This is a genomic window from Streptomyces xingningensis (genome assembly GCF_054957865.1).
In genome coordinates this window covers 80,228-106,910 of sequence record NZ_JBDJPF010000015.1, presented here as the reverse complement: position 1 = coordinate 106,910, position 26,683 = coordinate 80,228, and the positions used below count along the sequence as shown (strand labels likewise).

19 protein-coding genes and 2 pseudogenes are annotated in these 26,683 nt (G+C 70.7%); 3 read left to right on the top strand and 18 right to left on the bottom strand.

The features are described from left to right. A pseudogene (locus ABCR83_RS10915) lies at window positions 1-449 on the top strand (recombinase family protein); the annotation flags it as partial. 240 nt (window positions 450-689) lie between these two features. Here the strand turns inward: ABCR83_RS10915 and ABCR83_RS10910 are convergent. The 10 genes and pseudogenes from ABCR83_RS10910 to ABCR83_RS10865 form a co-directional block, all read right to left on the bottom strand. Continuing rightward, entirely contained in the window at window positions 690-3,107 is a 2,418-nt protein-coding gene (locus ABCR83_RS10910) for a tyrosine-type recombinase/integrase (protein WP_462694694.1), read from the bottom strand. A gap of 46 nt (window positions 3,108-3,153) precedes the next feature. Further along, entirely contained in the window at window positions 3,154-3,570 is a 417-nt protein-coding gene (locus tag ABCR83_RS10905) for a tyrosine-type recombinase/integrase (RefSeq protein WP_462694693.1), read from the bottom strand. Continuing rightward, window positions 3,456-4,331 carry a hypothetical protein gene (locus ABCR83_RS10900; RefSeq protein WP_462694692.1) on the bottom strand — a complete coding sequence of 292 codons (876 nt, stop codon included), beginning with the start codon at window positions 4,329-4,331 and terminating at the stop codon, window positions 3,456-3,458. The genes ABCR83_RS10905 and ABCR83_RS10900 overlap by 115 nt, the downstream gene beginning before the upstream one ends. A 99-nt stretch (window positions 4,332-4,430) precedes the next feature. After that, window positions 4,431-4,661: a PIN domain-containing protein gene (locus ABCR83_RS10895; RefSeq protein ID WP_462694691.1), complete on the bottom strand. Its 231-nt coding sequence runs from the start codon at window positions 4,659-4,661 to the stop codon at window positions 4,431-4,433. Continuing rightward, window positions 4,658-4,894 (bottom strand): CopG family transcriptional regulator, encoded by a 237-nt coding sequence (locus ABCR83_RS10890; protein WP_462694699.1) that lies wholly within the window; start codon window positions 4,892-4,894, stop codon window positions 4,658-4,660. Before ABCR83_RS10890 ends, ABCR83_RS10895 begins: the two co-directional genes overlap by 4 nt. 188 nt (window positions 4,895-5,082) lie before the next feature. Beyond that, window positions 5,083-5,410, bottom strand: a pseudogene (locus ABCR83_RS10885) (SWIM zinc finger family protein); the annotation flags it as partial. Then, complete coding sequence (gene cydC / locus ABCR83_RS10880; RefSeq protein ID WP_462694690.1) at window positions 5,411-7,165, bottom strand: thiol reductant ABC exporter subunit CydC; 1,755 nt, start codon at window positions 7,163-7,165, stop codon at window positions 5,411-5,413. Then, complete coding sequence (gene cydD / locus ABCR83_RS10875) at window positions 7,162-8,844, bottom strand: thiol reductant ABC exporter subunit CydD (RefSeq protein WP_462694689.1); 1,683 nt, start codon at window positions 8,842-8,844, stop codon at window positions 7,162-7,164. The genes cydC and cydD overlap by 4 nt, the downstream gene beginning before the upstream one ends. A gap of 38 nt (window positions 8,845-8,882) precedes the next feature. After that, window positions 8,883-9,944 (bottom strand): cytochrome d ubiquinol oxidase subunit II, encoded by a 1,062-nt coding sequence (locus tag ABCR83_RS10870; RefSeq protein ID WP_462694688.1) that lies wholly within the window; start codon window positions 9,942-9,944, stop codon window positions 8,883-8,885. Between the two features lie 44 nt (window positions 9,945-9,988). Further along, a complete protein-coding gene (locus ABCR83_RS10865; protein WP_462694687.1) occupies window positions 9,989-11,281 on the bottom strand; it encodes a cytochrome ubiquinol oxidase subunit I in 1,293 nt (430 codons plus the stop codon). Between the two features lie 223 nt (window positions 11,282-11,504). On the opposite strand from ABCR83_RS10865, the gene ABCR83_RS10860 reads away from it, so the two are divergent. Beyond that, the gene (locus tag ABCR83_RS10860) at window positions 11,505-12,434 is read left to right on the top strand and encodes a LysR family transcriptional regulator (protein ID WP_462694686.1); all 930 of its coding nucleotides are present in this window, start codon (window positions 11,505-11,507) and stop codon (window positions 12,432-12,434) included. Here the strand turns inward: ABCR83_RS10860 and ABCR83_RS10855 are convergent. Then, window positions 12,379-13,683, bottom strand: coding sequence for a cation:proton antiporter (locus tag ABCR83_RS10855; RefSeq protein ID WP_462694685.1), 1,305 nt, complete (start codon window positions 13,681-13,683; stop codon window positions 12,379-12,381). The two genes, ABCR83_RS10860 and ABCR83_RS10855, sit on opposite strands and share 56 nt — an antisense overlap. A gap of 161 nt (window positions 13,684-13,844) precedes the next feature. After that, window positions 13,845-15,530, bottom strand: coding sequence for a (2,3-dihydroxybenzoyl)adenylate synthase (locus ABCR83_RS10850; RefSeq protein WP_462694684.1), 1,686 nt, complete (start codon window positions 15,528-15,530; stop codon window positions 13,845-13,847). A gap of 658 nt (window positions 15,531-16,188) precedes the next feature. Here ABCR83_RS10850 and ABCR83_RS10845 point away from each other — a divergent pair. Then, a complete protein-coding gene (locus ABCR83_RS10845) occupies window positions 16,189-18,057 on the top strand; it encodes an AfsR/SARP family transcriptional regulator (RefSeq protein WP_462694683.1) in 1,869 nt (622 codons plus the stop codon). On the opposite strand, the gene ABCR83_RS10840 is transcribed toward ABCR83_RS10845, so the two are convergent. The 6 genes from ABCR83_RS10840 to ABCR83_RS10815 all read right to left on the bottom strand — a co-directional run bounded on the left by ABCR83_RS10840 (window position 18,023) and on the right by ABCR83_RS10815 (window position 26,682). After that, window positions 18,023-18,697 (bottom strand): TetR/AcrR family transcriptional regulator, encoded by a 675-nt coding sequence (locus ABCR83_RS10840; RefSeq protein ID WP_462694682.1) that lies wholly within the window; start codon window positions 18,695-18,697, stop codon window positions 18,023-18,025. The two genes, ABCR83_RS10845 and ABCR83_RS10840, sit on opposite strands and share 35 nt — an antisense overlap. Before the next feature lie 61 nt (window positions 18,698-18,758). Then, a complete protein-coding gene (locus ABCR83_RS10835) occupies window positions 18,759-20,438 on the bottom strand; it encodes a thiamine pyrophosphate-binding protein (protein ID WP_462694681.1) in 1,680 nt (559 codons plus the stop codon). Next, the gene (dpgC, locus tag ABCR83_RS10830) at window positions 20,435-21,799 is read right to left on the bottom strand and encodes a (3,5-dihydroxyphenyl)acetyl-CoA 1,2-dioxygenase DpgC (protein ID WP_462694680.1); all 1,365 of its coding nucleotides are present in this window, start codon (window positions 21,797-21,799) and stop codon (window positions 20,435-20,437) included. Before dpgC ends, ABCR83_RS10835 begins: the two co-directional genes overlap by 4 nt. Window positions 21,800-21,826: 27 nt before the next feature. Next, window positions 21,827-22,537: an enoyl-CoA-hydratase DpgB gene (dpgB, locus tag ABCR83_RS10825; RefSeq protein WP_462694679.1), complete on the bottom strand. Its 711-nt coding sequence runs from the start codon at window positions 22,535-22,537 to the stop codon at window positions 21,827-21,829. 41 nt (window positions 22,538-22,578) lie between these two features. Further along, complete coding sequence (gene dpgA / locus ABCR83_RS10820) at window positions 22,579-23,664, bottom strand: 3,5-dihydroxyphenylacetyl-CoA synthase DpgA (protein WP_462694678.1); 1,086 nt, start codon at window positions 23,662-23,664, stop codon at window positions 22,579-22,581. A gap of 240 nt (window positions 23,665-23,904) precedes the next feature. Beyond that, window positions 23,905-26,682 carry an AAA family ATPase gene (locus ABCR83_RS10815; RefSeq protein WP_462694677.1) on the bottom strand — a complete coding sequence of 926 codons (2,778 nt, stop codon included), beginning with the start codon at window positions 26,680-26,682 and terminating at the stop codon, window positions 23,905-23,907. Between the last annotated feature and the right edge of the window lies 1 nt (window position 26,683).

The following is a 26,683-nucleotide window of genomic DNA, read 5'->3' as shown; positions in this document are numbered from 1 at the left end:
TGGCGGAGACCGAGCGGGAGAACATCCGGGAGTCGACCCTCGAAGGACTCGACGCGGCGGCCCGCAAGGGCAAGCACGGCGGCCGACCGCCCGTCATCACCGAGGACATGCTGCACACCGTGCTCCGGCGCCGGGCGAAGGACGAGTCGGTCGAGCAGATCCAGCCCGACTTGATCATCCCCACCAGCAAACGCAAGGGCCAGGCCCTCAGCGTCGCAAGCATCTACCGCGCACTCGCCGAGCACGAGAAGAAGGAGGCGTACCGCGAGGCCGTCGAGGCGGCGCACGCCGACTTCGCCGACCTCCAGGATGTCGACGACATCCCGCGTCCCCGCCGGGTCCGTATCCGACGCCCGGGCGATCCGCTCACGCCGGAGGAAGCCGACCTCCGCCAGCGACTCCAGACCCAGCCTCACCCGAACTCGGAGACCGCCGCTCAGGAACCATGATCGTTCTCAGCGCCAACCGCTGTACCGATGTTCCCCAGGCCCGTGGACCGGCCTGGCGGCGGGGCTCGTGGTCTCGGCGGTGACGCACGCGTTCTTCGATCGCCGGTGGCCGGTGCGTTGGCTGCTGGAGCACATCGGATCGAAGGGCTTCGCGGAGCTGAAGGCCGCGGGGATGAACGGGCATGTACTTGACCGATCAAGCCCTGCATCAGACCGCTCTTCTCGCCTCCGCTCTCCTGATCACCCTCCTGCGAGCTGGGGGTTCTGGTGAGGGACCGTGGGAAGTCCGAGAGGAACCGGGCCTGTTCGCTCGAACCGCCTGGCCTGTTCTCGCTTGCGTCTCAGGAAGATGAGGGTGAGGTCGAGGCCGTCGATCTCTCCTCGCCAGCCCTCGGCGACGGCGCGTTCGCGGCGGGCAAGGAGGTCCTCCTCCAGTTCGTCCAGGCGGGGCAGCATCTTGGGGTTGATGCTCAGCATCGGGCAGCGGATGCAGGCGTGTTCGTGCTGGCAGGGGGTTCCGTAGGGGCGTCCGCAGGAGCCGAGTTCGACGCGGCGCTTGTCGAAGTGTTCGTTGAACTCCGACCATTCCGTCTTGGTCGGCTCGCGGTACTCGCTCTCGGGTCGCTGAGTGCGTCGGCGGTCGAGGAACTGCTGGTAGTGGCGTACGACGTCGTCGTCGAAGACCGCGACGTAGCCGCGAGTGGTCTGGATGTTCAGATGGCCGAGCAGGGCGGCGCCGATGTGGATGGGCAGGCCGCTGTTGACCAGCTCGGTCGCGAAGAGGCGGCGGAAGTCGTGGGGAGCGAACTTCACCTCGGCGAAGCGCGGATCGGTGTCGATCAGTCCCTCGGCGGCACGGCGGATCATCCGCCACATCGTCGTGGTGGACATCGCCCGCAGTCCCCCGGCGTGCAGGTTCTGGAACAGGTAGGGCAGCGGCTCGCTCCAGACCTTTTCGTGCAGGTCGTAGCGGACGCAGATCGGAACAGTGCCGTGGGCGCTGATGTGGCGGCGGATGATCTGGGCGATGACGTGGAACAGCTCCGCGGACATCGGGATCACCCGTTCCCGGTCGCTCTTGGACGGCGTGATCACGAGCAGGGCGACCACTTCACCGCTCGGGCGCTGGTAGTTGCGCACGCTCAGGTGAGTCAGCTCGGTCAGCTCCTCGGCGCGCAGGCCAGCCAGCCGGAGCGTCTCCACGATCGCCCACTGCCAGAACGCCTGGTTCTCGGTGTGCGTGAGCTGTACCAACTTCCCAGTCACCCGGTTCACCGCCCGGATCGGTGCGGTCGTCGGATCCCGGCGCTCTGCATCGACCTTCGCGGAGACGCGCAGCCACTCGATCCCGTCGACGGTGAAGTGCTCGCCGAGCCCGACCGCACGGGCGCTCTCCAGCAGCGTGCGTTGCCGCTGCCACTGATCAGTGACGTGCTCGGACAGGATCGGCAGCAGCGGCTGGCGTTCCCGCGTGCGGTTGGCCATCCGCTCCTGAACACGGCGCCGGCGGACATGAAACCAGCGCAGATCTTCATCGCGGATCGGGCAGGGCGCCACCCACTGGGCCCAGCGTTCGGGCTCTGCTACCGCCCAAGTGTGCAGGTCCAGATAGAAGGCGCGGACCGCCAGGAAGGGACCCTCGACGTGCAGCCGCGGCTTACCGTCCGGCCGGACGAGCAGGCTCTCCTTCCAGTGGGTGATCGCCTCAGGAGACAACCGCAGGTCGTCCTGGTCCGGGTTGAAGTCCTCGATCACCTTCCAGAACAGCCCGGCAAGGTTGAGGACCAGGGACTGGAGGGTGGAGTAGTCGACCTCGACCGAGCGCCGGCTGATGTAGTGGATCAGCAGGTCGCGAACACCCTGGTTGCGGATCTTGTGCTTGTCGACGAGCTCGGCGACAGGACGCTGGCCCTTGACCACGGCGGCCCGCAGCGTGCGCGGGGCCGAGACCGGGAAGAGCCCCATGTCGGAAAGGATCGGCCAGGCCTGGGTGGCGGCGAAGCAGCCGTCCCCTCCCGCCTCGCCAGCCGTGACGCCGTACTTCCTGGACTCCGTCGCGTAGAAGAGCAGGGCTTCCGGCGTCAGGTCGGCGATGTCGATGCCGAAGACGGTCAACGGGACGATCACGTCGAACTGGGCCCGCCGGATCGACTGGCGGCTCACGTTCAGGGACAGGGTCCGCTCGCAGAACTCCTCCAGCACGGGGTCCTTGGCGATGGTGCGGAACCAGCGCAGGTAGTGGGAGAAGCGATAGGAACGAAAGGCCAGCAGCGACGGCTGGATCAGGCGCATCGCAAAGGCATGGCCCGCGGAGGTGTTCATGGTGCTCTTGATCGCCCTGCTGCGGCCCTGGTAGAGCTGCTGGGCCTGCCGGCCCCGCTCGTTGAGACCAGCCGCCTCCCACCGCTCCTGCCACGTGGCGCCGGGGAACTCCTGCAGGTGCTCCAGCAGCCGTTGCATCTCCGTCGTCCACTTCGCGACACCGGAGCCGGTCCCGAGTATCGTCCCGGCCAGTTCGGCGACGTACTCGATGGCGGCAGTCGACAACTCGCCCAGCGGCCTGGGTGGATGGACAGGCGGCGGCGGAGGCGCGGGCTCCACCGCGGTCGGCTTGAAGCTGAAGTCCCGCTCGTAGATCTCCACCGAATGACGGCGCACCCGCCCAGTGGTCGGGCCCTTCACCCGAGCGCTGTTGCCGGCCTGACTACCGGGCACCGAACACCACCGCCACGTCCTGCGGGTCGTACTGCTGCGACCACACGGCTGGCTGGACCGGGCGGCCGTAGTGCTCGGCCAACTTGTCGACCAAGTCCTCCAGGCCGACCACGGTGTAGAGCGCGGTGGTGGTGACATGCGCGTGCCGAAGGATCGTCTGCACCTCCACCAAAGTCATCGCCGGATCCCGGGCAAAACGGGTCGCCGCCGTGTGCCTCGCATCATGGAGAGTCCAGTTCATGCCCAGCTGCTCGGCCGCCCGCTGGAGAATCCGCCGGGCCGCCCAGTAGGTCAATGGACGCGTCTCACCACGGCGAGTACGCCAGACCGGCCCGCCGTCGTCAGGCAGGCCAGCATCGTCAAGGTAGGCCGCCAAGTAGGCCAGCGCCTCCGGAGAAACCGGCACTGGCTGACGTCCCGGGTCCCCTTGGAAACGACCCACAACCGGCCCTTCTGCCAGTCGACATCGGCGAGCCCGACGCCCAACAGCTCGGTGGCCCGAGCCCCGGAGGACACGTAGCAGGCCAACAGTGCCCGGTCCCGGGTGCACCGCATCCGCGCGAACAACTCCTCCCACTGGGCATCGGGAATCGCCCGCGGCTGACGGACCGGGACCTTCGGACGCAGACGGCCCCGCCGGTGCCGCCCGGGAATCTCCAACGGCGACCGGTGGGCAAGCGTGGCACGGCGGGCCCGATTCTCCGGCACCGGATTGAGGACCGGCCCGCGCCCGAAGTGCAGGTGGAAGGCGTAGAAGCCGTGCACCGCCGACAAGCTGTGGGCGATCGTGGCCGGGGCATACCCCGCCGCCAGGACCCGCTTGCCAGTCGTGGGATTCACCGACCCGGCCGGGAACCCGCCCCCACGACGTCGCTGCCGCTGCGGATTGCGGGCCGACCGCAGCCAGCCGACCATCGCGGCCGCCTCCGCCTCGGTGGCCTGTTCCCAGCCGACGTCCACGGTCCACAGCACCCGGAACCAGCGCAGCAGGTCGTACGCGTAACTCCGGCAGGTCAGCGGACTCACGTCCCCCAGCAGACGGTCCCGCAGATAGCTGCTGACCGGCTCGACCTCGCGCCCCGCACCATCCACCACCAGCCACGGCAACGACACCGACGTACCAGCAGCAACCGCCCCGATCCGCGACAGCCGAACACGACCGTCCATCAGATCTCGATGTACACGGGAGAACTCATGCGACAACGACATGCCCAGATGTTCCTGACACACCACCACCAAGTCGAGCCGTGGCCTCAGTTGGTGCAGTCAACTGACCAGAACGCGCATGGTGCGCTCCTGCTCAAGCAGCCAGTCCTGTACCGCATGCGCGGTCTTGCGGTCGATGTTGCGGGTGATGATGCGCTCGATCTCGCCGAACACCAGCGGTGAGGTCACTGTCGCGGATGCCTCGCCGAACGCCCTGCGCGCGGCGTCATGCTCCGGCTCGTCGGTGTTGAACGCAGCCACCAGTCCGGACGTGCCCCCAATGACGATCACGCGGCATTACCGGAACTGCCGTACTTACGATGCGCAGCTTCCGCCACCGCGGCCCGCACATCGTCATCGCTCACCGGGCCACCGAAGCCGAACGCCGGAATGTCCCAGTCACCGGGCCGGCGCCGAGCCCGTAGCGCAGCGATATGGAACGCCTCCCGGAAGTACTCGGACTCCGGCCGACCCTCGCGCGCGGCAGCCTCCTTGATGATCTTCAGGTCTTCCTCCTCGACCATCACGGTCGTTTTCTTCAGTGCCATAAGGTTAGGTACCTCCACCAGTACATCAAGGGGCCTGGAGCAAGCGACTTGGCGCACGGCTCACAGACCGTGCTGGTCCAGGAGCCGCATCAGCCAGGGCGCCCTCCCGCTCGGCCGGCCAGCAGGCGGCGGCCTGCGCCGCGCTGCGCAGTTGCCGGTAGGTGAGCAGGGAGCGGCGGGCGGCGGCGCAGCTGATGGTCCTCGGCGAGCTGTTCCCTTACGAGCGCCAGCAGTTCGTCCTTGGTGAGGGCGGTCAACCAGGCGTCCAGGCCCTGGGCGCGGGTGCGGGCCCGGGCACACAGCTCGGGCAGATCCTCCGCGCGGGCGAGCACGGTCAGCCCCCTGGACGGTGGCCGTGATCCATCCGTCACCGAACTCGGTGACGGTCACCGCGTCGAGATATGCCTGGCCCCGTGTGAAGGAGCGCGAACCCGCCCGTGCCCTGAGGTCCGTCTCGGTGAACGCCCTGGGCCGGTGTCCACATCCTGTCAACTATGCGTAAGAGATCGGGGCGTCAGAGCGCGTCCCCAGCGGCGACAGACGGGAAAGGCCGTCCTGGGTGACGGGGCGGATCCGGCCGCGGTCCAGGGTCACGACGTGGTCGGCGGCGGCGAGGCCCGACCGCTCGTGGGTGACCAGGAGCGTGGTGCGGCCGCGGGTGGCGTCGAGGATGTCGGCGAGCACGGCGGCGGCGGTGTCCGGGTCGAGTCCCTCGGTGGGTTCGTCCAGGACGAGGACGGGCGGGTCGGCGAGCAGCGCGCGGGCCAGCAGCAGGCGTTGGCGCTGGCCGCCCGACATTGTGGCGCCGTCCCCGCCGAGCAGGGTGTCCCAGCGGTCGGGCAGCGACTCGATCCAGTCCAGGAGCCGGGCCCGGCGGGCCGCTTCGCGCAGGTCGGCGTCCGTGGCGTCGGGGCCGGCCAGGAGCAGGTTGGCGCGGATCGTGGTGTGGAAGACATGCGCGTCCTGGGTCATGCCGGTGATCACGCGGCGGGCGTCGGCCGCTGTGCACTCACACAGTTCACGCAGTTCGCGCCCGCCGACGCGGATTCTTCCGGCTTCGTACGGGACGAACCGCATCAGGGCGGCGATGAGCGTCGACTTGCCGGAGCCGCTGGCGCCGAGGAGTACGGTGCGGCGGCCGGGCGGCAGGTGCAGGCTCACCCCGTCCAGGGCCGGGGGGCCGTCGGGCCGGTGGCGCACCCGCAGGTCGGTGATGTGCACGCCGAGCGGCTCGTCGGTGGGCAGCGGGGCCGGGGCGGGCGGGTCGGTGACGGGGGGCGGAGTGTCGAAGAGGTCGGCCAACCGGCGTGCGGAGGCCCGGACTTCGGCGAGGCGGCGGGCGGCGGCGGGCAGTGGGGCCAGGGCCTCGAAGGAGACCAGTGCGAGGACCGCGAGGACGGTGAGGTGCACGGCGGGCAGCGCGCCGGCCGCGTGCGCGCGCAGCGCGAGCCAGGTGACGCCGACCGTCGCCGCGCCCTGGAGCAGCAGCACCACGGCCGAGGCGAGCGAGGTGGTCAGGGCCTGGTGGCGCTCCAGTGCGGCGATCCGGGCGGCGGCGTGGCGGGCCCGCCGGTGGGCACGGCCCCGGGCGCCGTATGCGGCGAGGTCCGCCGCACCCCGGGTCAAGTCCACGGTGAGTGCGGCGAGTTCGGCGCGCGCAGCCTTCTCCGCGCGGCCCGCGCGGCGGGACCGGGCGAGCACCAGGGCGGGCACCAGGAGCCCTGCCACGGCCAGCAGCAGCCCGAGCAGGACGCCCGCCTGCGGCAGCAGCACCGTGGCCGTTCCGATGGCGGTCGCGGTGACCGCGCAGGCGGCCGCGGCCGGGATCAGGACCCGCAGCAGCAGGTCCTGGGCGGCGTCGACATCGTCGACGAGGCGGGTCAGCAGGTCGCCGCTGCGGAAGGCGGGGGTGCCCGCCGGGGCGAGCGGCACCAGTGCCTCGTACACCCGGGTGCGGAAGCCCGCGACGGCCCGCAATACGCCGTCGTGGCCGAGGAGCCGGTCGGTATAGCGCAGTGCTCCGCGGCCCAGGGCCAGGGCGCGTACGGCGACGATCGCGACGCTCACCGAGGCGAGTGGAGGCTGCTGCGCGGCGCGGGTGATCAGCCAGGCGGCGGTGGCCATCAGCGCGGCGGCGGCGAGGTCGCTGCCGGCCGAGGCGAGTGCGGCGGGCAGCAGTCTGCGCCAGTACGGGAGGAGGTGGCGCAGCAGGCGGAGGGTGGGGCGGGGCCCTCTCTGCCCGGTCATGAGGCCACCAGCCGTGCCACGGGCGCCGGTTCGGGGAGGGCGGGACCGCCCGCTCGTACCGTGACGATCCGGTCGGCGTGGGGCAGCAGGCTGGTGCGGTGGGCGACCACGATCGCGGTCCGGCCGCGCATCAGGTCGACCGTGGCACGCGTGACGGCGGCCTCGCTCTCGGGGTCGAGGTGGGCGGTCGGCTCGTCGAGGAGCAGCACGGGGGCGTCCTTGAGGAACGCGCGGGCCAGGGCGATCCGTTGGCGCTGACCGGCGGAGAGCCCGGCGCCGTGCTCGCCGAGCACGGTGTCGTAGGCCTTTGGCAGGTCCTCGATGAAGAGGTCGGCCGAGGCGGCGCGGGCCGCCTCCCGCACCTCGGCATCGCTCGCGCCGGGGCGCCCGAGGCGGATGTTGTCCGCGACGGACTCCGCGAACAGGTGCGGGCGTTGTGGTACCCACGCCACCTGGGCGCGCCACTCGTCGGGGTCGAGGTCCGCGAGGTCGGTGCCGCCGACCGTGACCCGGCCCGACCCGGGGGTCGCGAAGCCGAGGAGCAGCGACAGCAGCGTGGACTTGCCCGCTCCGCTCGGGCCGACCAGGGCCACGTGCTCGCCGGGGCGGATGGCGAGGGAGACGTTCCGCAGGGCGGGCGCGGGGCGGTCCGGGTAGTGGACCGTGACGTCGTCAAGGTGCAGGTGTGCCGTACGGGCGTCGGGGGCCGGGGCCTTGCCGGTGCTGGGGGCGTCCGCGTCGTCGAGGGCGGCGAAGGCCCGCTCGGCCACCGCGATGCCCTCGGCGCTGTCGTGGAAGGCCGCGCCCGCGGCGCGCAGCGGCAGATAGGCCTCGGGGGCGAGGAACAGGACGGTCAGGGCCGTGCGCAGGTCCATCTCGCCGCCGAGCAGCCGCAGTCCGACCGGGACGGCCACCAGCGCCACGGAGAGGGTGGCGACCGTCTCCAGGACGAAGGAGGAGAGGAACGCCACCCGCAGCGTCCGCATGGTGGCCCGCCGGTGGGCGTCCGCCATCTCGCCCACCACCCGGGCCTGGTGCCGCTCGCGGCCGAACGCGCGCAGCGTCGGCAGTCCGGCCACCACGTCCAGGAAGTGGCCGCCCAGCCGTGCCAGCAACCGCCATTGCCGGGCGGTGCGTTGGGCGGTGTGCCTGCCGACCAGCGCGCCGAACACGGGGATCAGCGGCAGCGTCACGGCGATGACCAGCGCCGAGGGCCAGTCGGTCCACAGCAGCCAGGCGACGATGGCGAGGGGTACCACCGCGGCGGCCGTCATGGTGGGCAGGTAGCCGACGACATACGGGTCCAGGGCGTCGAGGCCGCGGGTGAGCAGCGTGGCCGTCTCGCCGTGGCGGCGGGCCGCCAGTCGCAGGGGGCCGGTGTGCCGCAGCCGGCCGGTGATCCGGTTCCGCAGCGTGCGCTTGGCCTCGGCCGCGGCGCGCTGGGCGAGCACCCCGCGGGCCCAGGTCAGCAGCGCGCGCAGGGCCATGACGGCGCCCAGTGCGGCCAGTGGCGTGGTCCGGGGTCGGTGTCCGGCGAAGCCGTCCGCGAGGACCGCCGCCAGCAGTCCGGCCTGGGCGGCGACGAGCCCGGCGCCCAGCAGTGCCAGCGCCGTGGAGTACGTCATATGGTGCCGCAGCACCGGGAGTTCCCGTATCAGGCGGCGTTCGACCGGTTTCATCCCGGTGTCCCCCTTGTCGCTCTTGTCGCTTCCGCGGCTCAGAAGTAGCTGGGGTGACGGCGGCCGGTCCGTCCCCGGAAGGCCCACCAGCTCCAGGTCTGATACGCGAGGATCACCGGGATCAGCACCGCCCCGAACCCGCTCAGGATCTTCAATGTGGCGCTGTCCGCGACGGTCTGGTCGATGGTCAGCCCGTGCCCGGCCGAGCTGACCAGGAGGTACGGGTAGTGACCGGCCCCCACCAGCAGCACCGGCAGCAGCGTCGCGCAACAGGTGGCCACGAAGGCCCGGACGTGGTGCCCGTGGGAGAGGCACCACCGGGCAGCGGCGAGGGCCGCCGCGAACAGGGCGGCGATGACCGCCGCGGTCACCCGGTTCGTCATCGAGGCGCCCGCGCCGAAGAGCGTCAGCAGCAGTGCGAGGGCGGTCGCGGCACCCGCGCCGGACAGCAGGGTCGCGCCCAGCTTCCGTGCCCTGGCGGCGAGTTCGGGGGCCGAGCGCAGCGCGACGAAGGCCGCCCCGTGCGCCGCGAAGAGCAGCACGGTGGTCACCCCGCAGGCCAGCGCGAACGGCGAGAGCACCTCGCCGAACCCGATGTGGAAGGTCCCGTCGGCCCGGCGGGGCACGCCGTGGAGCAGCAGGCCCACGACGAGTCCCCAGCACAGGGCGGGCAGCGCGCCGCCGAACACGATCAGGGCGTCCCACCACCGGCGGCCGCGGGCGCCGTGGGCGCGGCGGCGCAGCTGGACCGCGGCGTTGCCGAGGACCAGGCCGACGAGGATCGCCACGATCAGCGGGTACAGGCCGGACAGCAGGCTGCCTTCCAGGTGCGGGAAGGCCCCGAACAGGACGCCGGCAAAGGCGACCAGCCAGACCTCGTTGCCCAGGAAGAACGGCGCCATGGCGTCGAGGGCGGCGTTCCGGCCGGTGCGCTCGGCCTCCTGACCGGCTCGGCCGCCCTGCCCGCCCCGGCCGCCTTCGCCGCCTCGCCCGCCGAGGAAGGGGTGCAGCATCTGCACGCCGTAGTCGTAGCCGCCGAGCACGAAGTACCCGGCGAGAAGCAGGCCGAGCAGGGCCGACCAGAGGGTCTCCAGACTCATCTCGCTCAACTTTCCCTCGCAGCAGTGGGGATGTCTCCGGCGGCTCAGAAGGCCGGGACCGGCTCTTTCTCGCCGACGCCGCCCCCGGACAGGTCGTCGGCCGGTGGCTCGGTGGCGCCGAGCTGGGTGGCGCCCGGGCCACGGCGGGCGAAGCGGGTGATCAGGGTCCAGTTCGTCACCGCCAGTGCGACGAAGACGGCGATGAACGTGGCACAGGACACGGCCAGCGAGGTTCTGCTGACGTGGGAGAGCGCGTCCTCGACCGTCAACTGCCCGTAGACGATCCAGGGCTGGCGCCCGACCTCACGGACGACCCAGCCGCCCGCGGACGCGATGAAGGGGAACGGGATCATCGCGATCAGCAGGCGGGCGAAGGGGCGCCAGCGCACCACCCGGTCCTTCCACAGCAGGATGGCGGCGATGACGGTGATGGAGGAGACGGTGTAGCCGATGCCCGTCATGATGTTCATCGAGGCGTGCAGCCAGCCTTCCGGGAGCGAGTAGTCGCCGGGCCCGTACTGCTTGACGAACCGCTCCTGCAGTCCGTCGACGCTGCCGTTCTCCAGGATGGCCGCCTTCATGGGCTGGGTCCGGCGGAGCACGGGGAGCTGCAGGTCGCCGACGGTGGCGACGAACCAGCTGGTGGGCACGGCCACCAGGAGCCCCAGGCGCAGGGAGCCGCGGAACAGGTCCGTCTCCTTGGTGCCCCGGACGAAGTGGTAGGCGCTGATCCCGACGACGAAGACGCCGCCCGTCATCAGCGCGGCGAGCGTGACATGGGCGAACGCGATCAGCGCGCTGGAGTTGGTGAGCAGTGCCCCGAAGTCGGTCAGGTAGGCGGCTCCGTCGCGCACTTCATAGCCGACCGGGTGCTGCATAAAGCCGTTGGCGATCAGGATCCAGTACCCGGAGGCGTAGGCGGTCAGGGCGACCAGCCAGATGAGTGTGGTGTGCACACCGCGGCGCAGCCGGCCCCAGCCGAAGATCCACATGCCGAGGAAGGTGGACTCGGCGAAGAAGGCGACAAGGGTCTCGAGCGCCAGCGGGGCACCGAAGACATTGCCCGCGAACTTGCTCAAACCGCTCCAACTGAGCCCGAACTGGAACTCCATGACGAGGCCGGTGACAATGCCGACCGCGTAGTTGATGACATAGAGCTGACCCCAGAAGCGGGTCATACGCTCCCGGACGGCCCTCTTGGCCGGGTCACGGGTGTAGGCGGCCCGGGTGTGCATGATCGCTACGATGGGGACGAGCCCCATGGTGAGGATCACGAACAGCCAGTGGATGCCGGTGGTGGCCGCGAACTGGAGTCGGGCCAGATCCGCAGCGCTCATGGTGCGACCTTCCGGGGGGTGAGGGTGGCCGGTTGGCCGGAGGGCGGGCTCGGGACGGACATCGGACGGGTGCGGGGTCCCCGCTCGCCTGCGCAGGTGCCGGGCGCCGTCGCCATCACCGGTGCGGTGACTCCGCTGGAAACCGTAGGGAAAATCGCTTATGCATTCCAAGACCGGTTTTGCCATATGGAGATGCCTCACAAGGCATGAGTGAAGGTACATCGTGGATCTTCTGCAGTTGCGCTACTTCCAGGTCGTCGCGTGTTACGAGCACATCAGCCGCGCCGCGGAGGAGCTGCGCATAGCCCAGCCCTCGCTCAGCCGCACCATCGCGCGCCTGGAGGCCGAACTCGGATCCCCGCTGTTCGACCGGCAGGGCCGCCGCATCCGGCTCAACCAGTACGGCGCGATGTTCCTGCGCCACGTCGACCGCGCCCTGAGTGAACTCGACGACGGCCGCCGGGCCGTTCGCGAGGCCTGTGACATGGGGCTCGGCCGGGTCAGCGTCGCCTCCGAGACCCTCTTGACGATCACCCGCCTGCTGGGCAGCTTCCGGGCCGCCCATCCCCGTGCCGATGTGCGGCTCTTCCAGTCGAACGCGGCGGAGATGGAACGCCGGCTGCGCGCCGGCGAGGTCGACTTCTGTGTGGCCTCGCAGCCGCTGACCGGCGCGAACCTCGAATCGACCGAACTCTCCCGCGAGGAGGTGCTGCTCGCGGTGCCGCGCGGGCACCGGTTCGACGGGCGGGAGAGCGTGACGATCCCCGAACTCGCCGACGAGCCCTTCGTCACCACCCGCCCGGGCCACTGGCAGCGCGCCCTCCTCGACCGGCTGTTCGCGTCCGAGCGGCTCACCCCGCTGCTGTCCTGCGAGGGCGACGAACCGGGCGCCAGCCAGGACCTGATCAGCGCGGGCCTGGGCATCGGCCTCATCCCGGAGATCTCCCGCCAGGTCGGTACGGATTCGCACGTCCCGGTCGCCTGGGTGCAGGTGGCCGCGCCCGACTGCCACCGGGTGCTCACGCTGGTGCGGAACCGCGACACCTATCTGTCCGAAGCGGCCCTGAAATTCCGGGAGTTCATCACCAGCAGACCCTTTATGGCACACCACCTGCCCGACCCGCGTCATGGGCGCGGCCGCGGTCCGTCCTAGGGGGTGCTGCCGAGCGGTCCCGGGCGACGGTGCTCCGGGGGACCACTACCGGTTTCCGGTAGATCCGCGCCAGTAGCGGTCCCGTCATCCCGGTGGTCACCAGGGCCATGACGACCATGAGGGAGTACAGATTCCGGTCGAGCAGTCCGGCCTGGAGGCCGACGCCGAGGATCACCAGCTCGGTGAGACCGCGGGTGTTCATCAGCGCGGCGAGCGCCACGGCCGGGCGGGGCGGCAGGCCGGCCGTCCGGGCTCCCAGGAACGTGCCGCCGAACTTGCCGGCCACCGCGACCAGCAGGATGCCGCCCAGCTCGGCCGACTCGGCCCAGCCGAAGCCGCCGAGGTCGACCTTGAGGCCCGCCACGACGAAGTAGACGGGCAGCAGCAGCGAGGTCACCCGGTCGATGTGGTCCGAGATGTCGCCGCGCAGCCGTTCCGTGCCCTCCCTCGGCATGATCAGGCCGAAGAGGAAGGCGCCGAAGATGTAGTGCATGTCCATCGCTTCCGTCGCGGCCCCGCACAGCAGTGCGCCGACGAGGACCACGATCGGCACCCGCCGGGAGGCACGGCCGTCGGAGCCGTGGGACCTCAGCATCCAGCGGCGCAGCGCGGGCCGCACGGCCAGCAGCATGACGAGGACGAACGGGGCCATCAGCGCCACGTGCCAGTGCCCGCCGCCCCCGCCGACGGCGGCCTGCACGCCCGCCAGCGCTGTCCAGGCGACGACGTCCACCACGGCGGCCGTGGCCAACGCGATGCTGCCGAGAGGGGTCGAGGAAAGCCGTCCGTCGGTGAGGATGCGGGCCAGCACGGGGAAAGCCGTCACGGACACGGACAGGCCGATGAAGACGATGAACGCGGCGGTGTTCTTCGCTTCATGACGGAACATCAGGAAGTACCCGAGCCCGGTTCCCAACACAAACGGTATGGCCGTCGAACCGATGCCGGCCGCGGCGGGCACCCGTCCCCGGCCGGAGAGCGCGCGGCGCTCGATCTCCAGGCCCACGCCGAACATGAACAGCGCCACGCCCACATCGGCGATGCCGCTCAGCAGTGGCCGGATGTCGTCCGTGAAGAGCCGGCCGGACAGCGCGCCGCCGAACAGCGTCGGCCCGAGCAGCACTCCGGCCACGATCTCGCCGACCACGGGCGGCTGGTGGACCTTTGTCGCCAGGTGGCCGAGGCCCTGGGCGATCACGAGGATGAACCCGATGTCGAACAGGAACAGTGCTACCTGGTGGCTACCCATACCTGACCGTTTCGCTCCCTCGACGCGGGCCGGTGCGCCGGGGCACCCATCGGCCGCCGCCGTCACAGCAGCGGCGGTCACTCAGTCTGCTTCAGGCGACTACAGGCCCTCTGCACGCTGTCTGTCCGTGACCTGCAGAACCCCGCGGCCCGGCGGGCGGGTCAGCTCTCATGGGGGAGAGCCGTTCCCTTGCGCAACTGCTCGGCGAGTTGGCGGCGCAGGCTCCGCTTGCCGATCTTGCCCACGGCAGTGTGCGGGAATTCGGCCACGAACCGCACCCGGTCGGGGATCTTGAATTTCGCCAGCCCTCGCTCCCGGAGAAAGGCGGCGAGCTGACGAGCGGACGGCGGGTCCCCGACCGGGATGATCACGGCGCAGGAGCGTTCGCCGAGAAAGTCGTCCGGGACCCCCACCAGGACCACGTCGCGCACCTGCGGGTGGGCGAGCAGATGGTCCTCGACCTCCTCGGCGGCGATCTTCTCCCCACCGCGGTTGATCTGGTCCTTGGCCCGGCCCACGACCACGAGGTACCCCTCTTCCGTCATCCGCACGATGTCACCGGTGCGGTAGAACCCGTCGGCGGTGAAGGCCGTCGCATTGTGCCGGGCCGCCCGGTAGTAGCCGCGGATGGTGTAGGGGCCACGGGTCAGGAGGTGCCCGGCCGTGCCGACGGGTACCGGTCGGTCCTCGTCGTCGACGATGCGCAGTTCGTCGTCGGGGGAGATCGGCCTGCCCTGGGTGCGCAGGACCAGCTCTTCCCCGTCCCCGGCCCTGGTGTAGTTGACCAGTCCCTCCGCCATCCCGAAGACCTGCTGCAACGTGCCGCCGAACGCGTGCTGCACCTGTTGGGCGGCCTCCACGCCGAGGGCGGCGCCGCCGACCTGGAAGGTGCGCAGGCTGGAGAGGTCGCGACGGGTGCGTGCCGGGGCCTGCGCCCAGGTCCTGGCCAGCGAGGGGACCACGCTGGTGATGGTGACGCGCTCGGACTCGATCAGGGCGAAGGCGGTGTCCGGACCGGGATCCGGCGCCAGCACCACCTTGCCGCCGGCGTAGAGGGTGCCCAGTACCCCCGGCGAGCTGAGCGGGAAGTTGTGGGAGACGGGCAGTGCCGCGAGGTAGACGCTGTTCCGGTCCAGTTGGCAGATCCCGGCGCTGGCACGCACGCTGTAGAGGTAGTCGTCGTGGGTGCGCGGTATGAGTTTCGGCAGCCCGGTGCTTCCTCCGGAGAGCTGGAGGAAGGCGATGTCCTGCGGCCGTGCGGCGTCGGGCAGGTCCGCCTCGGGAGCGGCGCGCAAGGTGTCCAGTGCGAGGAACGGGCCCGGGTCGCCGTCGACGAACACCTGACCAAGGCCGGGCACCTGGTTCACCAGGGCGGCGGCCAACTCGCGGTGGTCGAAGCCTCCGTTCCGGTCCACCGTGACATAGGCACGGGCTTCGGTCTCCCGCAGCAGGTGGGTGATCTCCGCGCGGCGGTGCGCCGGCAGGGCGAAGACCGGCAGCGCACCGAGTCCGAACAGACCGAAGAGAATCTCGAAGAACGACGGGATGTTGGGGAGATGGAGCACGACGCGGTCGCCCTGGCGTATGCCGTGTCGGTGGAGCCCGTTCGCCATCCTGCGGGCCCTGGAGCCCAGTTCCCGGTAACTCAGCTCCGTGCCGGCGCCGACCACCGCGATACGGTCGCCATGCTCGGCCGCCCGCTCCGCGAGCATCCGGCCGAACGTCTCACCCCGCCAGTACCCCTTGGCCCGGTAGCGGGCGGCGAAGCTCTCGGGCCATGCGGGACAGTTCTCCCGTAATTGGGCAAGCCTTGTCTCCCGGTGCCTCGCTTCTTCGGGCGTCAACATGGATTCTCCTCCGCGCTAACGAAAGTCGGACGACGTGAAAGCAACCGGAGACCGCGCCCCGGAACTCACCTGCCGCCCACTCCGCTATGAATAAATAACCCGTAGATCGCTTGAGGGCTCCCGGCAGCGGATGGCCGAATTCTGCACACACCCTCCCGAAGTGACCCCTGCCTGCCGGGAACCCGTAGGAAACCTTCCGGTTTTGTTCAATCGGGAATCTTGGACCCCCAAACCCCCTGGTCCATTACCCCCTATTACCCCCTATCATCTCCCCGTACCGCCACCGAGCCGGGCGGCACGAACGATGCAGGAGCGGTCGACACCCCTCATGCCCCCGCGCCCAGACCGCTGCTGACCTGGGCCGGAAGGGCTGTGATTGACGGGATTCGGCACACGCCTCGGCGCGGCGGAGGTCAATCTTCGCGACACCCGTCCGCAATGAATCACCGACACCATCCCACCATGAAAGACGCTTGACGACACCCAATGTACACGTATAATATTCCACGAGAAGTTTCTCGATGAACTTATCGAAGATTCACAACGGGGGTTCAGGATTATGAAAACCGACCTGCTCTCTCTCAAATTATCCTGTATCGTCTCCGGTTCCAACACATCCGGTGAACAATCGACGCCGAAATCGCAGCAGTCCATTCACGTGGAATTGTTGGGCCCGATCCGGGCCTGGCGCAACAAAGTCGAGGTCGCTCTCGGTCCACCGAAACAGCGAGCTGTATTCGGCGTGCTGGCCACCCGGATGAACCGGATCGTCCTGCATCACGAGCTCATAGACGCGGTCTGGGGGGACGAACTCCCGCCCAGCGCCTCCAACAGTGTGCACACCTATGTCTCCGGACTCCGACGCGCGCTCGAACCAGGACTCCGCAACAGGGAGACCGGCTCCGTTCTGCTGTCGGTGAGCGGCGGATACACGCTGCAACTGAACGCGGGTGAACTCGACACCGAAATCTTCCACCGCACCAGCGAGCAGGCGCGGGAGCGTCATTCGGCCGGGGACCTGGAAGAAGCCGTCCGGCTTTACGATTCGGCGCTCGCGCTCTGGCGCGGAGACGCCTACTCCGGCGCTCCGGGCCCCTTCGCCGACCTGGAACGCTCCCGGCTGAACGAGATCAAGCTGCACATCAGCGAGCTGCGGGCCGAGGCCATGCTCGCCCTGGGCCACCAGGGCGCGCTCGTGTCCAACCTGGCAGCCCTGGCCTCCGCATACCCGCTGCGCGAGAAGCTGCGGGCGCTGCTCATGCTCGCCCTCTACCGCTGCGGCCGGCAGGCCGACGCGCTGAAGGTATTCCGCGAGACCCGTACTCTGCTGGTCGGGGAGCTGGGCATAGAACCCGGCCAGGAGCTGAGCCGGCTCAACGACAGCATCCTGGCGAACGACCGCGCCCTCAACCTCACACCCCGGCCGAAGGCCGTCGCCGGCAAGGCGGCCATCGTCAAGCGGGGACAGCCGGTGCCCGCACAACTTCCGCGCGCGCCACGCGGCTTCATCGCGCGGACGGACGAACTCGTCACCATGCGGAAATTCCTCATCCGGCCACCGGAAGACCACAGCGAGGACGAATACGCCTCGCTGGCCGTCATTCACGGGCCGGCCGGTTCGGGAAAGACAGCGCTCACCGTCCAGTTCGCCCACAGCGTCGCGCACGAGTACCCCGACGGGCAGCTCTACGTCGATCTCCACGCCTACAGCACGGCCCTGGAACCGGTCACGCCGTTCGAGGCACTCGGCTTCATGCTGCGCAGTCTCGGGGTGGAGCCGGATTCCGTTCCCGCCGAACTCGACGACCGGGCGGCGATATACCGGAGCCTGTCGTCCGGGAAGCGGATGCTCATCATCTTCGACAACACCATGGACGTGGAGAGTCTGCGGCACCTGCTGCCGGGCACGAATTCCTGCCTCGTGCTGGTCACCAGCCGCAACCGGCTTGCCGGGCTGAGCGTGTACGACGGCGCCTACAGCATCCAGCTGTCCCCGTTCAGCATGGAGGATTCGCTGCGCATGCTCGCCTCGATGATCGGTCAGGACAGGGTCGCGGGCGACCTCGAGGGCGCACGGGAACTGGCCCGGCTCTGCGACCATCTGCCGCTCGCACTGCGCATAGCGGCCTACCCCCTCACCGAGAACCAGGGGGTGGGGATTTCGGAACTCCTCGAAGGACTGCGTGACGATCGCACCCGGCTCGACGCGCTCGCGGTCGAGGGCGACCCGACGGCCTCGCTGCGCGCCGTGTTCTCCTCGTCCTACCGAACGCTCCCCGCCGAAGCGGCGCGGGTGTTCCGGCTTCTGGGGCACTGTGCGGCGTCGGACATCACGGTGCAGGAGACCCAGCGGCTCTGCGGGCTGTGCCAGGACAAGGCGTCCCGGGTGCTCAAGACGCTGGCGCACGCGCACCTTCTGGAACAGCCGGGCCTGGGCTGCTATCGCCTCAGCAGCCTCCTGCGCAGCTACGCGCGAGAACAGGCGGCCACGATCAGTCCCCGGACCCGGTGGACAGCAGCCCAGTGACCAGGGCTTCGAGACCGTACCGGAAGGTGTCCTGGGCAGTCAGCTCCTCCCAGCGGCCGGAGAGCGCGGCGAGCCAGGGCGACGCCTCCTCGTCGAGGCTCGCGAAGACCTGGTCGCGGTAGAGGGGCCGGTCGGACTCGGTGCGGCGGCGCTCCGAGGCGGACCGGATGAGGATCTCGCCCGCCGTGTAGTACCAGATGGCACGGTAGGCATGGACGGCCTGGTGGGGGTCGAGACCGCAGCGGACGGCGGAGTCGATAATGCCCTCCACGATCCACATGCCGGAGGCTCCGATGAGGTCGCCCGCTGCGAGGACCTCCACGGTCCACGCGCAGGAGGCCAGCACGTCATGCATCAACTGCGCCGAGGCCAGCAGCCGTTCGCGCGGCTCCTCCGGCAGCGGGCGGCGCTCCACCGAGTTCGCGAACTCCTCGAACAGCAGGAGGATCAGCTCCTCCCTGTTCTTCACGTGGTAGTAGATCGCCATCGCGGTGGTGCCGACGGTCTGGGCCAGTCGGCGCATCGTGAGACCCTGTACGCCGTCCTTGGCAATGATCTCGCGGGCCGCGTCGAGGATCTGCCGACGGGTGATCTTGGGGGGCCGACCACTCCGGCGCCGCCGCTCCGTCGGCTGGGTCATGAGGTGCCTCACCATGGAATACGGGACGAGCAAACGCCGTGCGACGACGCTGATCGTCAGGCTAACAGTCTTGTCCACCGGGCGGGAATTCTGGTAAGTCGGTGCGCGGGGCGAGCGGAACGTCGATCAGTACCGGGCCCGGGCTCTTCGCCGCCGCCGCCACGCAGGCGGCCAGCTTCTCCGCCGACCCGACCCGGAACGCCTCGATCCCGAAGAACGCCGCAGCACGGGTGAAGTCCAGTTCGGGCGGCACGAGATCGAGGCCGACATAGCGCGCGGGGACGGCGGCCCGGGTGCGGGCGCGCCGGTCCACGGTGTCCTTGAGCGTGCGGTACTCCCCGTTGTTCATCACGACGAAGGTGACGGGCACTCCGTAGTGCGCCGCGCTCCACAGGCCCTGCAGCCCGAACAGCGCACATCCGTCGCCCAGCACCGCCACCACGGGGCGGTCCGGTGAGCCGAGCCGGGTGCCGACGGCCGCGCCGATACCGGCGCCGAGTCCACCGCCGACCGTGTGGACATAGGAGCCGGGCCGCTCCAGCCGCAACACCTGGCGCAGCAGGACCCCGCAGGTGATCGCCTCCTCGACCACGACGGCGTCGTCCGGCAGCCCCGCGGCCACGGCGTGCACGGCGGCGAGGGGGTCCAACGGCGCGTCGCCGTAGGCGGCTACCGCCCGCTCCCGCACCCTGGCCCGGGCGGCGGCCGCTGCCCTGCCCGTGCGCCGCATTCGCTCCGCCGCCCCGGGGACCCGGCCCGCGAGCCCGGTGGCCAGTTCGGCGAGGGTCGCCCGAACGCCGCCCACCAGGCCGTGCGCGACGGGAAAGTTACGGCCCGGCTCGGCCGGGTCGCTGTCGAGCTGAACGACGGCGGTGCCGTCGGGGAGCGGTGAGCCGGGCTCGTAGTGGTGGGCCATGAAGGCATGGGTGCCCACGATGAACACCACGTCGTGGCCCGTCAGGCTGCTGCGGATCGCCGAGTGGCGCGGCTCCAGCATGCCTCCGTACAGGGGGTGCGTGGTGGGGAAGTCGACCCCGTCGTACAGGGGTTGGTGGTAGGTGACGGCGCCCAGGGCCTCTGCGACGGCGACCAGTTCGGCCACGGCACCCTCGCGCCCCACGCCGTCCCCCGCGACGATCGCCGGGTTGCGCGCCTGCGCGAGGAGTTCGGCGGCTTCGTGCCGGCCGGGGGCGGGTCCCGGCCCCGCGATCCGCGTTCTGGGGAACGGCGGGTCGAGCCGGGTGTCCTCCTCCAGCAGGTCCATCGGGAGGGAGAGGAACACGGGTCCGGCGGGCGGCTGTTCGGCGAGCGCGAAGGCACGCCGCAACATGACGGGGAGGTCGTGCGCGTGCTGGACGTCGAAGGTCTGCTTGACGGCGGCCCGGGCGAGGCCCACCAGGTCGCCGGAGAGCATCGGGTCCTGCGCGAGATGGCGGCGGTCCTGCTGTCCCGCGGTGACCACCAGCGGGGTGCGCGAGCGGCCGGCGTTGAGCAGGCCGACCAGTCCGTTGGCGAGCCCGGCCGCGGCATGCAGGCTGACGAAGGCGGTCCGTCCGGTGGCCCGCGCATAGCCGTCGGCCATCGCGACCACGGAGCCCTCCTGCGTCCCGAGGACATAGCTGAAGTCCGGGGCCCCGGCCAGCGCCTCGACCAAGGGCAGTTCGGTGGTCCCCGGGTTGCCGAAGACCGTGGTGACGCCCTCGTCACGCAGGACGGCGAGCATCGCGTCGACCGGCCTCATGAATCCGACGCCTCCTCGCCGCCCCGCGCGGTGCGGGCGCCGAAGCGGCCCACCTTGTCGATCACGTCGGCGCTGTAGAGGCGCAGCGCCTGTTCCAGGGCGAACTCCGCCGCGTACGCACGGAAGTGATCGAGGGGTTCCTCGGCGATGTTGATCATGTGCCGGTTGGCGACCACGGCCGGGCTGGTGAGCCTGGCCGCCGCCGCGTCGACGGCGGCGTCCAGGAGTTTGGGGTCGACCACCTCGTCGCAGACGGCCGCGGCCGCCGGCTCGTGCGCCCACAGCTTGCGGCCGGAGAGGATGACCTGGCGGGCGAGGCGTCCGCCCGCGCGGCTGGTCAGCCGGAGGTTGGCCATTCCGGGCACAATGCCCTCCTGTGCGGCCGGGAGGCTGAAGTAGGCGTCGGCGGCGGCGATGACGTGGTCGGCGGCGAACAGCAATTGCATGCCGCCGCCGATGGCGAACGTGTCGACGGCCGCCACCCATGGCTTCTCCACCAGCTCCCGGGGCCAGGCGTCGGCCACCCGGATACCGCGTATCAGCTTGTGGACGTACCCGAGTTCACGGCGCAGCAGGAAGTCGACGTAGCTGATGCGGCCCTCGTGCAGGTCGACCAGGTTGATGCCGGCGCTGAAGACGCGGCGGCCCAGATAGCGCTGGTGGGTCATCTCGCCGCCGCGCAGCACACCGACCCTGACCCGGTCGTCGAGCAGCGCGAGGTCGACGGCCGCCTCCATGTCGTCGATGAGCTGGTCGTCCTCGGCGTTGAGGAAGCGCCCGTTGGTCATCGTCAGATACGCCGTGGTGCCGGTGCGCTCCAGGGTGACGGTGTCGAGCCGGACGCTGTCCGTGCGGGTGAACTCGGCGAGGAGCGACCTGGCGCGCCGGGTCGGCCGGAGCATGGCCTGGAGGAGGTGACCGCCGGCCCGGGGTGAGCGCAGCACCTGGTGGAAGAACACTCCCTGGTCGATCTCCCATCCTTCCTTGTCGGCCTGGCAGAGCCGGCGCTCCGCGGCCATCCGCTCCCGGGTCGGGACGAGCCCCGGGAAGGCGTCGGCCGCCGCGAACACCAGCTCCGACAGGTTCCGTTGCTCGCGCATCCCGCCGGTCAGTTCGTGATAGACGCGCTCGGCGTGCAGCCGCAGGAAGGCGCTCTGCACCCGCCGCCGGTCGTTCATCACCTCGACGGCGAGCCGCTGCCGGCCCGGGTCGCGCTGCGGCTTGCCGGGCAGCGCCCCGAGCGTCTTCTCGGCCTGCGCCGTGTAGGTCATCAGGGCGTCGGCGTCCGCCAGCAGGGATCCGCTGAAGTCCGGCGCGGGGGTGGACCACCGCTTCGCGAGGTCAATGGCGCTGCTTGTCATGGCCGTTGCTCCTTGGGCTCTCGCGGGCTAGCGGGGAGCGTGCTCCGGTGTCGCCGCCCTGGCCCGGCGCAACGCCTGGTCACAGGCGGCCAGATGGGCGCCCAGTGCCTCGTCGTAGCTGGTGACGCCGGCGTCGAGGACAAGCTGCCGCCGTACGGCGAGCCCGGCCGGGGCGAGCCGGCGGGCGCGCTCGGCACACCGGGAGGCGGTGCCGGCCGGGTCGTCCGCCACCTCGTCGGCCAGGCCGATCTGCCGGGCCGTTTCGGCCCGGAGACCGGCGCCGAACAGGACGAGCTGCCGGGCGCGGGCGCCACCGAGCTGGTTGACGAGCCGGTGCACCGCCATGCCCGCCCAGACTCCGCCGCCGGCCGCGGAGATCTCGAAGCGGGCTCCGGGCGCGGCGACGCGATAGTCGGTGACGAGCAGCAGTTCCAGGCCCGCGCCGCCGCAGACGCCCTCGACGGTGGCGAGCTTCGCGGCGCGGGTCCGCTCCAGCCGCCGGAGCGTCTTCTCCCAGCGGCTCACCTGATGGACGCCGACGTCGCCGGGCCAGCCGCCGGCCGGCCCGGCGCCGCGGAGCCGGATCACGGCGACGGGAGTCCCGTCGCCGTCGGCCATGCTCTCGGCACGGTCCTCGACGCGGTCGCAGAACTCGGTGACCTCGGCGACCAGTTCGTCCGTGAGCGGCCGCGCGCTGTCGATGCCGAGGGAGGGATACGAGGCAGTCAGAGAAGCCATCTGAGGTGTCCTACTCGAAGCCGTGGTGGGAAGGGGCGGGTTCAGTACCGGACGAGGGCCGTCTCCAGCGTCGAGCCGGGGCCCATGGTCATCAGGACGCCGTACTCCCCGGGCCGGGTGACGCCCTCCTTGACCAGTTGTTCGTACGAGAACAGGAAGGAGCCGCTGGAGAGGTTGCCATGGGAGCGCAGCACGCCTGTCGTGTGCCGGACGTCGTACCGGGTGAGGCCGAGGTTGACGGAGACCGAGTCGATGACCTTCTTGCCGCCGGAGTGGATCAGCCAGTGCGCGATCTCGCTGCGCCGCAGGCCCGTGCCGCGCAGCAGATCGTCGATGACGAGCCCGGCGTGCGCGCCCACCACATAGGGCACGTCGCGGTCCAGGTAGAAGCTGAACCGGCCCTGGCTGTCGTCCCAGTCGTAGCGCATCGCGTCGATCGCGTCGGGGACGATGCGGCTGGCGTACTTGAGGACCTGCGGTCCCGGGCGCTCCCCGTCGCGGCAGACGGCGATGGCGGCGGCGCCGTCGCCGAACAGGCTGTTGACCACCGAGGTGCGCATGGTGCCGTCGAAGACATAGGCGGCGGAGCAGACCTCTATGCACACCATCATCGCGATTTTCCCGGGATTCGCGGACGCCCAACCGGTGGTGGCGTTCAGCGCGTTGAGGCCGGCGTTGCACCCCATGCCGACGATGTCGAGCCGGCCGCAGTCGACGGGAATGCCGAGTTCCCGGATCAGATGGGCGCTAAATCCGGGTGTCAGCAGCCCGGTTGAGGTAACGCACACCAGGTGGTCGATGTCATCGACCGCCGCGTCGATGCGTTTCAGGCAGGACTGGAGCGCACGCGCTCCCATCTCCGTTCCGCGTTCCTTGTGCTTGGCGAGGAGATCGCCCTGCTCCTCCCTGCCCGGCCGGCCATCCTCGCCCATCGGCGGGATGCTCAGAAATCGTGTGTCGATGGCGCTGTTGAGGAAGACCGAGCGTATGCGGCCGTCTTCGATGCCATACAGGTCGAGCAGGTCCTGCTGGGTGTAGGAGGACTCCGGCGTCGCGGTGCCGACGCCGAGGACGGCGGGGCCGGTCTTCGTGGACGCCCAGGAGTGCGTTTGCCGAGTCAATATCATTCTGACCACCCGTCAGCACATGTGACTGCGAGATTTCGGGATCTCCTTCAGGCTAGTTCACTGTTTGCCCCGCGGATATCTCTCTCCCTTGTGAAGGAAGTCACCGCCCCCTTTAAGGGTGGTAGGGGCCCGCCACCCCTAGCTGCTCCGGCCGCCCTGCCTCCTTTCTCTCCGCTTTCCCCGTTCCTGCTTTCCCCGTTCCCGTTCTCCCTATTGCCGGTGGTGCTTTTCGCGGCGCGGTCAGAAGGACGGCTGCGCGCAGTGTGCGTCCGTCAATGTGCTGCTGTCGGTCTGGAGATACACCGGGAGGTCGGTGCGGCTGCGGACCTTGAGCTTGCGGTAGACCTGCGTCAAGTGCTGCTCGACCGTGCTGACCGTGATGGAGAGCCGGTCGGCGATCTGCCGGTTGGCCAGGCCCTGCGCGGCGAGGACACCGACGCGGTATTCCGCGGCGCTGAGTTCGGCGGAGCTGCCGCCCCCGGGCGGCGAACCGCTGCCGGGACGCAGCGCCGGCGCACCCGCGAGACCGGGCAGCAGCCTCTTGCACAGCTCTTCCGCGTGGCATTCCCGCGCCACCCGCCACGCCCGGCGCAGCGTCGTGCGGGCCCGCCGCGAATCGCCTTCCTCGGCGTACGCGGCTCCCAGGTCGGCGAGGGCGTGGGCGAGCTCCAGCCCGTCGCCCGCCTCCTGCAGACACTCGACCGCCGTCGTGAGCCGGCGGGTCCGCTCATCGGGCTCGGTGGCGGCCAGGTGGCGCAGCGCCCGGCCCACGGTTCGGGCATCGCCATGCTCGCCCAGCCGGGTCAGCTGCTCACCGAGGAGGGTCCGTGCCTCGGCATGGCGGTTGAGCCGGCGCAGCGCCTGGGCGGTGTCGATCCGCCAGGGCATCGCCTCGGGCCCGTCCGCCTCCCAGCCCCGCAGGAGCTGGCCGCAGGTCTGGAAATCGCTGAGCGCCGCGTACGGCCGGCCCACGGCCAGCTGGTACTGGCCCCGAGCCCGCAGATAACGCAGTCCGAATGGCGTCTCCAGCAGTGCGCCCGGCATCGGGGCCGCCAGACACGCGGCGGCCTCCTGGTAGCGCCCCCGCGCCACGGAGGCGGTGAGCAGGCAGGCTATCGGCGCGCCGACCACCACTCCCCAGCCGGGCCGGGTGATCTCCTCCAGTGCGGCGGCGGCCAGCTCGGCGGCGGTGGCCAGATCGCCTTGGAGCAGCGCCGCGTCGGCCCGTACGGCCGCCAGCAGGGCTTGCCAGATCTTGCCGCCGTGCGCCGCGGCGTCGTCGAGCAGCGGCAGGCACCACGGGGCGAGGGTGGCGAGGCGCTCGGGCCTGACCATGGCCAGCAGCATTACGGAGAGCGGGGCGAGCGGGGGGTCTCCCAGCCGGAAGCTCTGCCACGGGTACTCGCTCGTGTCCTCGCCGTTGAAGCGTTCGCGCGCCGCTTGCAGCAGGGCGCCGACGAGCGAGGAGGAACCGCTGCCCGCTGTCCGGAGGTCCCGGTCGGCATCTCGCCGCAGGGCCGGGTAGCACAGTTCGAGACAGGCCCGCACCTCGCGCAGCTCCGCCGGGGAGACGACCGCCGGGCGGAACGCGGAGTCGGAGAGCCGGTCGAGGGCGAGGGCCACCTGGTCCCCTTTTCCGTGCCACAGCAGGTAGGCCAGGGTGGCCAGCGCGTGGTTGCCGGCGAGCCGGCCCTCGTGCAGCGCTTCGGTGAGCTGGCCGAGGTGGCGTACGATCCGCGCCGGATCCAGCTTCCATTCGGCCTCGGCGAGCGTCGCCCGGCCGACGGCGCGCTGTTGTTCGTCGTCGGCCATGTGGTGGGCCAGCTTGAGGCAGTCGAGCGCGAAGTCGACCTGCCCGCTGGTGGCGGCGTTGTCCGCGGACTCGCGGAGCACGGCCGACGCCCAGGGCTCGTCGGTCCGCCCGGCGGCCAGCAGGTGGTGGGCGACGTGGGTCGGCGGGCCGCCCTCGGCGTGGATGATGCGGGCCGCCGCCCGGTGCAGCTCGGCCCGCTCGGCGGCGGGCAGGTCGCGCAGTACGGCCGCCTGCGCGGCCGGGTGGCGAAAGCGCCTCCCGCGGAGGAGACCGGCGTCGCCGAGCAGACCGACGAGCGTTCTGACTTCGACGGCGTCGATCCCGGACAGGTCGGCGATCGTCCGGGCCGACTCGGCCGTGTCGCCGAGGACGGCCAGGGTGCGGGCCAGGGTGCGCGCGTTCGGCTCGCAGCGGCAGAGGGAGTTGACGAACCGTTCGGCGAAGCAGTCCCCCACCACGAGGCCGGTCGTCGCCGGGAGGCCGCCGGCCCGCGCGGACGCCTGCCAGTCTTCGGCGAGCGCCCGGAGCAGCAGCGGGTTGCCGCCGGTCGCCGCGAGGGCGGCGGTGGCGAGGCTGTGGGCCACATGGGCGTCCAGACCGTGGGCGAGGAGGGCGGCGACACCGTCGCCGGAGAGCGGATCGAGCCTGACCGAGCGGCAGTAGGGCTGGCGGAGCAGCTCGGTGCGCAGCGGCGAATGTGCCGACGCCGACCGGTCCTGGTCGGTGAAGACCAGCATGATCGGCGCCTGCCGGACCCGGCGGGCCAGGAAGAGCAGGCACTGCAGCGACTCGGCGTCCGCGTGGTGCACGTCGTCGATGCCGATCAGCAGCGGCTGGCCGGCCGCCATCTGGTGGAACGCGCGCGAGACGCCTTCGAGGACGCGCGGTTCCACCTCGCCGGGGACCCGCCCCATTGCCTCGATGACGGCGGTGGCGCGCAGTCCGTGCGGATCCACCGGGCCGAGGCCGTGCAGCAGTTGGCTGATCAGCCCGAACGGCAGCCGGCTCTCGCCCGGCGACCCCGCGGCGCAGATGAACCGCGTGGACGTGCTGGCGGCGCGCTCGGAGAGCGCGTGCAGCAGCGCCGTCTTGCCGACGCCCACGGGGCTGTCGACGACGGCGACGCTGCCGATTCCGCGCGACCAGCATCTCGTCAGTAGGTCGGTGAGGTAGGTCAGTTGTCGGTCACGCTCGACCAGTGCCATG

Coding starts and splice junctions, on each gene's coding strand:
- ABCR83_RS10900 (WP_462694692.1), bottom strand. CDS start 4,331: ATGGACGGTCGTGTTCGGCTGTCGCGGATCGGGGCGGTTGCTGCTGGT.
- ABCR83_RS10890 (WP_462694699.1), bottom strand. CDS start 4,894: ATGGTCGAGGAGGAAGACCTGAAGATCATCAAGGAGGCTGCCGCGCGC.
- cydC (WP_462694690.1), bottom strand. CDS start 7,165: ATGACCGGGCAGAGAGGGCCCCGCCCCACCCTCCGCCTGCTGCGCCAC.
- cydD (WP_462694689.1), bottom strand. CDS start 8,844: ATGAAACCGGTCGAACGCCGCCTGATACGGGAACTCCCGGTGCTGCGG.
- ABCR83_RS10870 (WP_462694688.1), bottom strand. CDS start 9,944: ATGAGTCTGGAGACCCTCTGGTCGGCCCTGCTCGGCCTGCTTCTCGCC.
- ABCR83_RS10865 (WP_462694687.1), bottom strand. CDS start 11,281: ATGAGCGCTGCGGATCTGGCCCGACTCCAGTTCGCGGCCACCACCGGC.
- ABCR83_RS10855 (WP_462694685.1), bottom strand. CDS start 13,683: ATGGGTAGCCACCAGGTAGCACTGTTCCTGTTCGACATCGGGTTCATC.
- ABCR83_RS10850 (WP_462694684.1), bottom strand. CDS start 15,530: ATGTTGACGCCCGAAGAAGCGAGGCACCGGGAGACAAGGCTTGCCCAA.
- ABCR83_RS10840 (WP_462694682.1), bottom strand. CDS start 18,697: ATGACCCAGCCGACGGAGCGGCGGCGCCGGAGTGGTCGGCCCCCCAAG.
- ABCR83_RS10835 (WP_462694681.1), bottom strand. CDS start 20,438: ATGAGGCCGGTCGACGCGATGCTCGCCGTCCTGCGTGACGAGGGCGTC.
- dpgC (WP_462694680.1), bottom strand. CDS start 21,799: ATGACAAGCAGCGCCATTGACCTCGCGAAGCGGTGGTCCACCCCCGCG.
- dpgB (WP_462694679.1), bottom strand. CDS start 22,537: ATGGCTTCTCTGACTGCCTCGTATCCCTCCCTCGGCATCGACAGCGCG.
- dpgA (WP_462694678.1), bottom strand. CDS start 23,664: ATGATATTGACTCGGCAAACGCACTCCTGGGCGTCCACGAAGACCGGC.
- ABCR83_RS10815 (WP_462694677.1), bottom strand. CDS start 26,682: ATGGCACTGGTCGAGCGTGACCGACAACTGACCTACCTCACCGACCTA.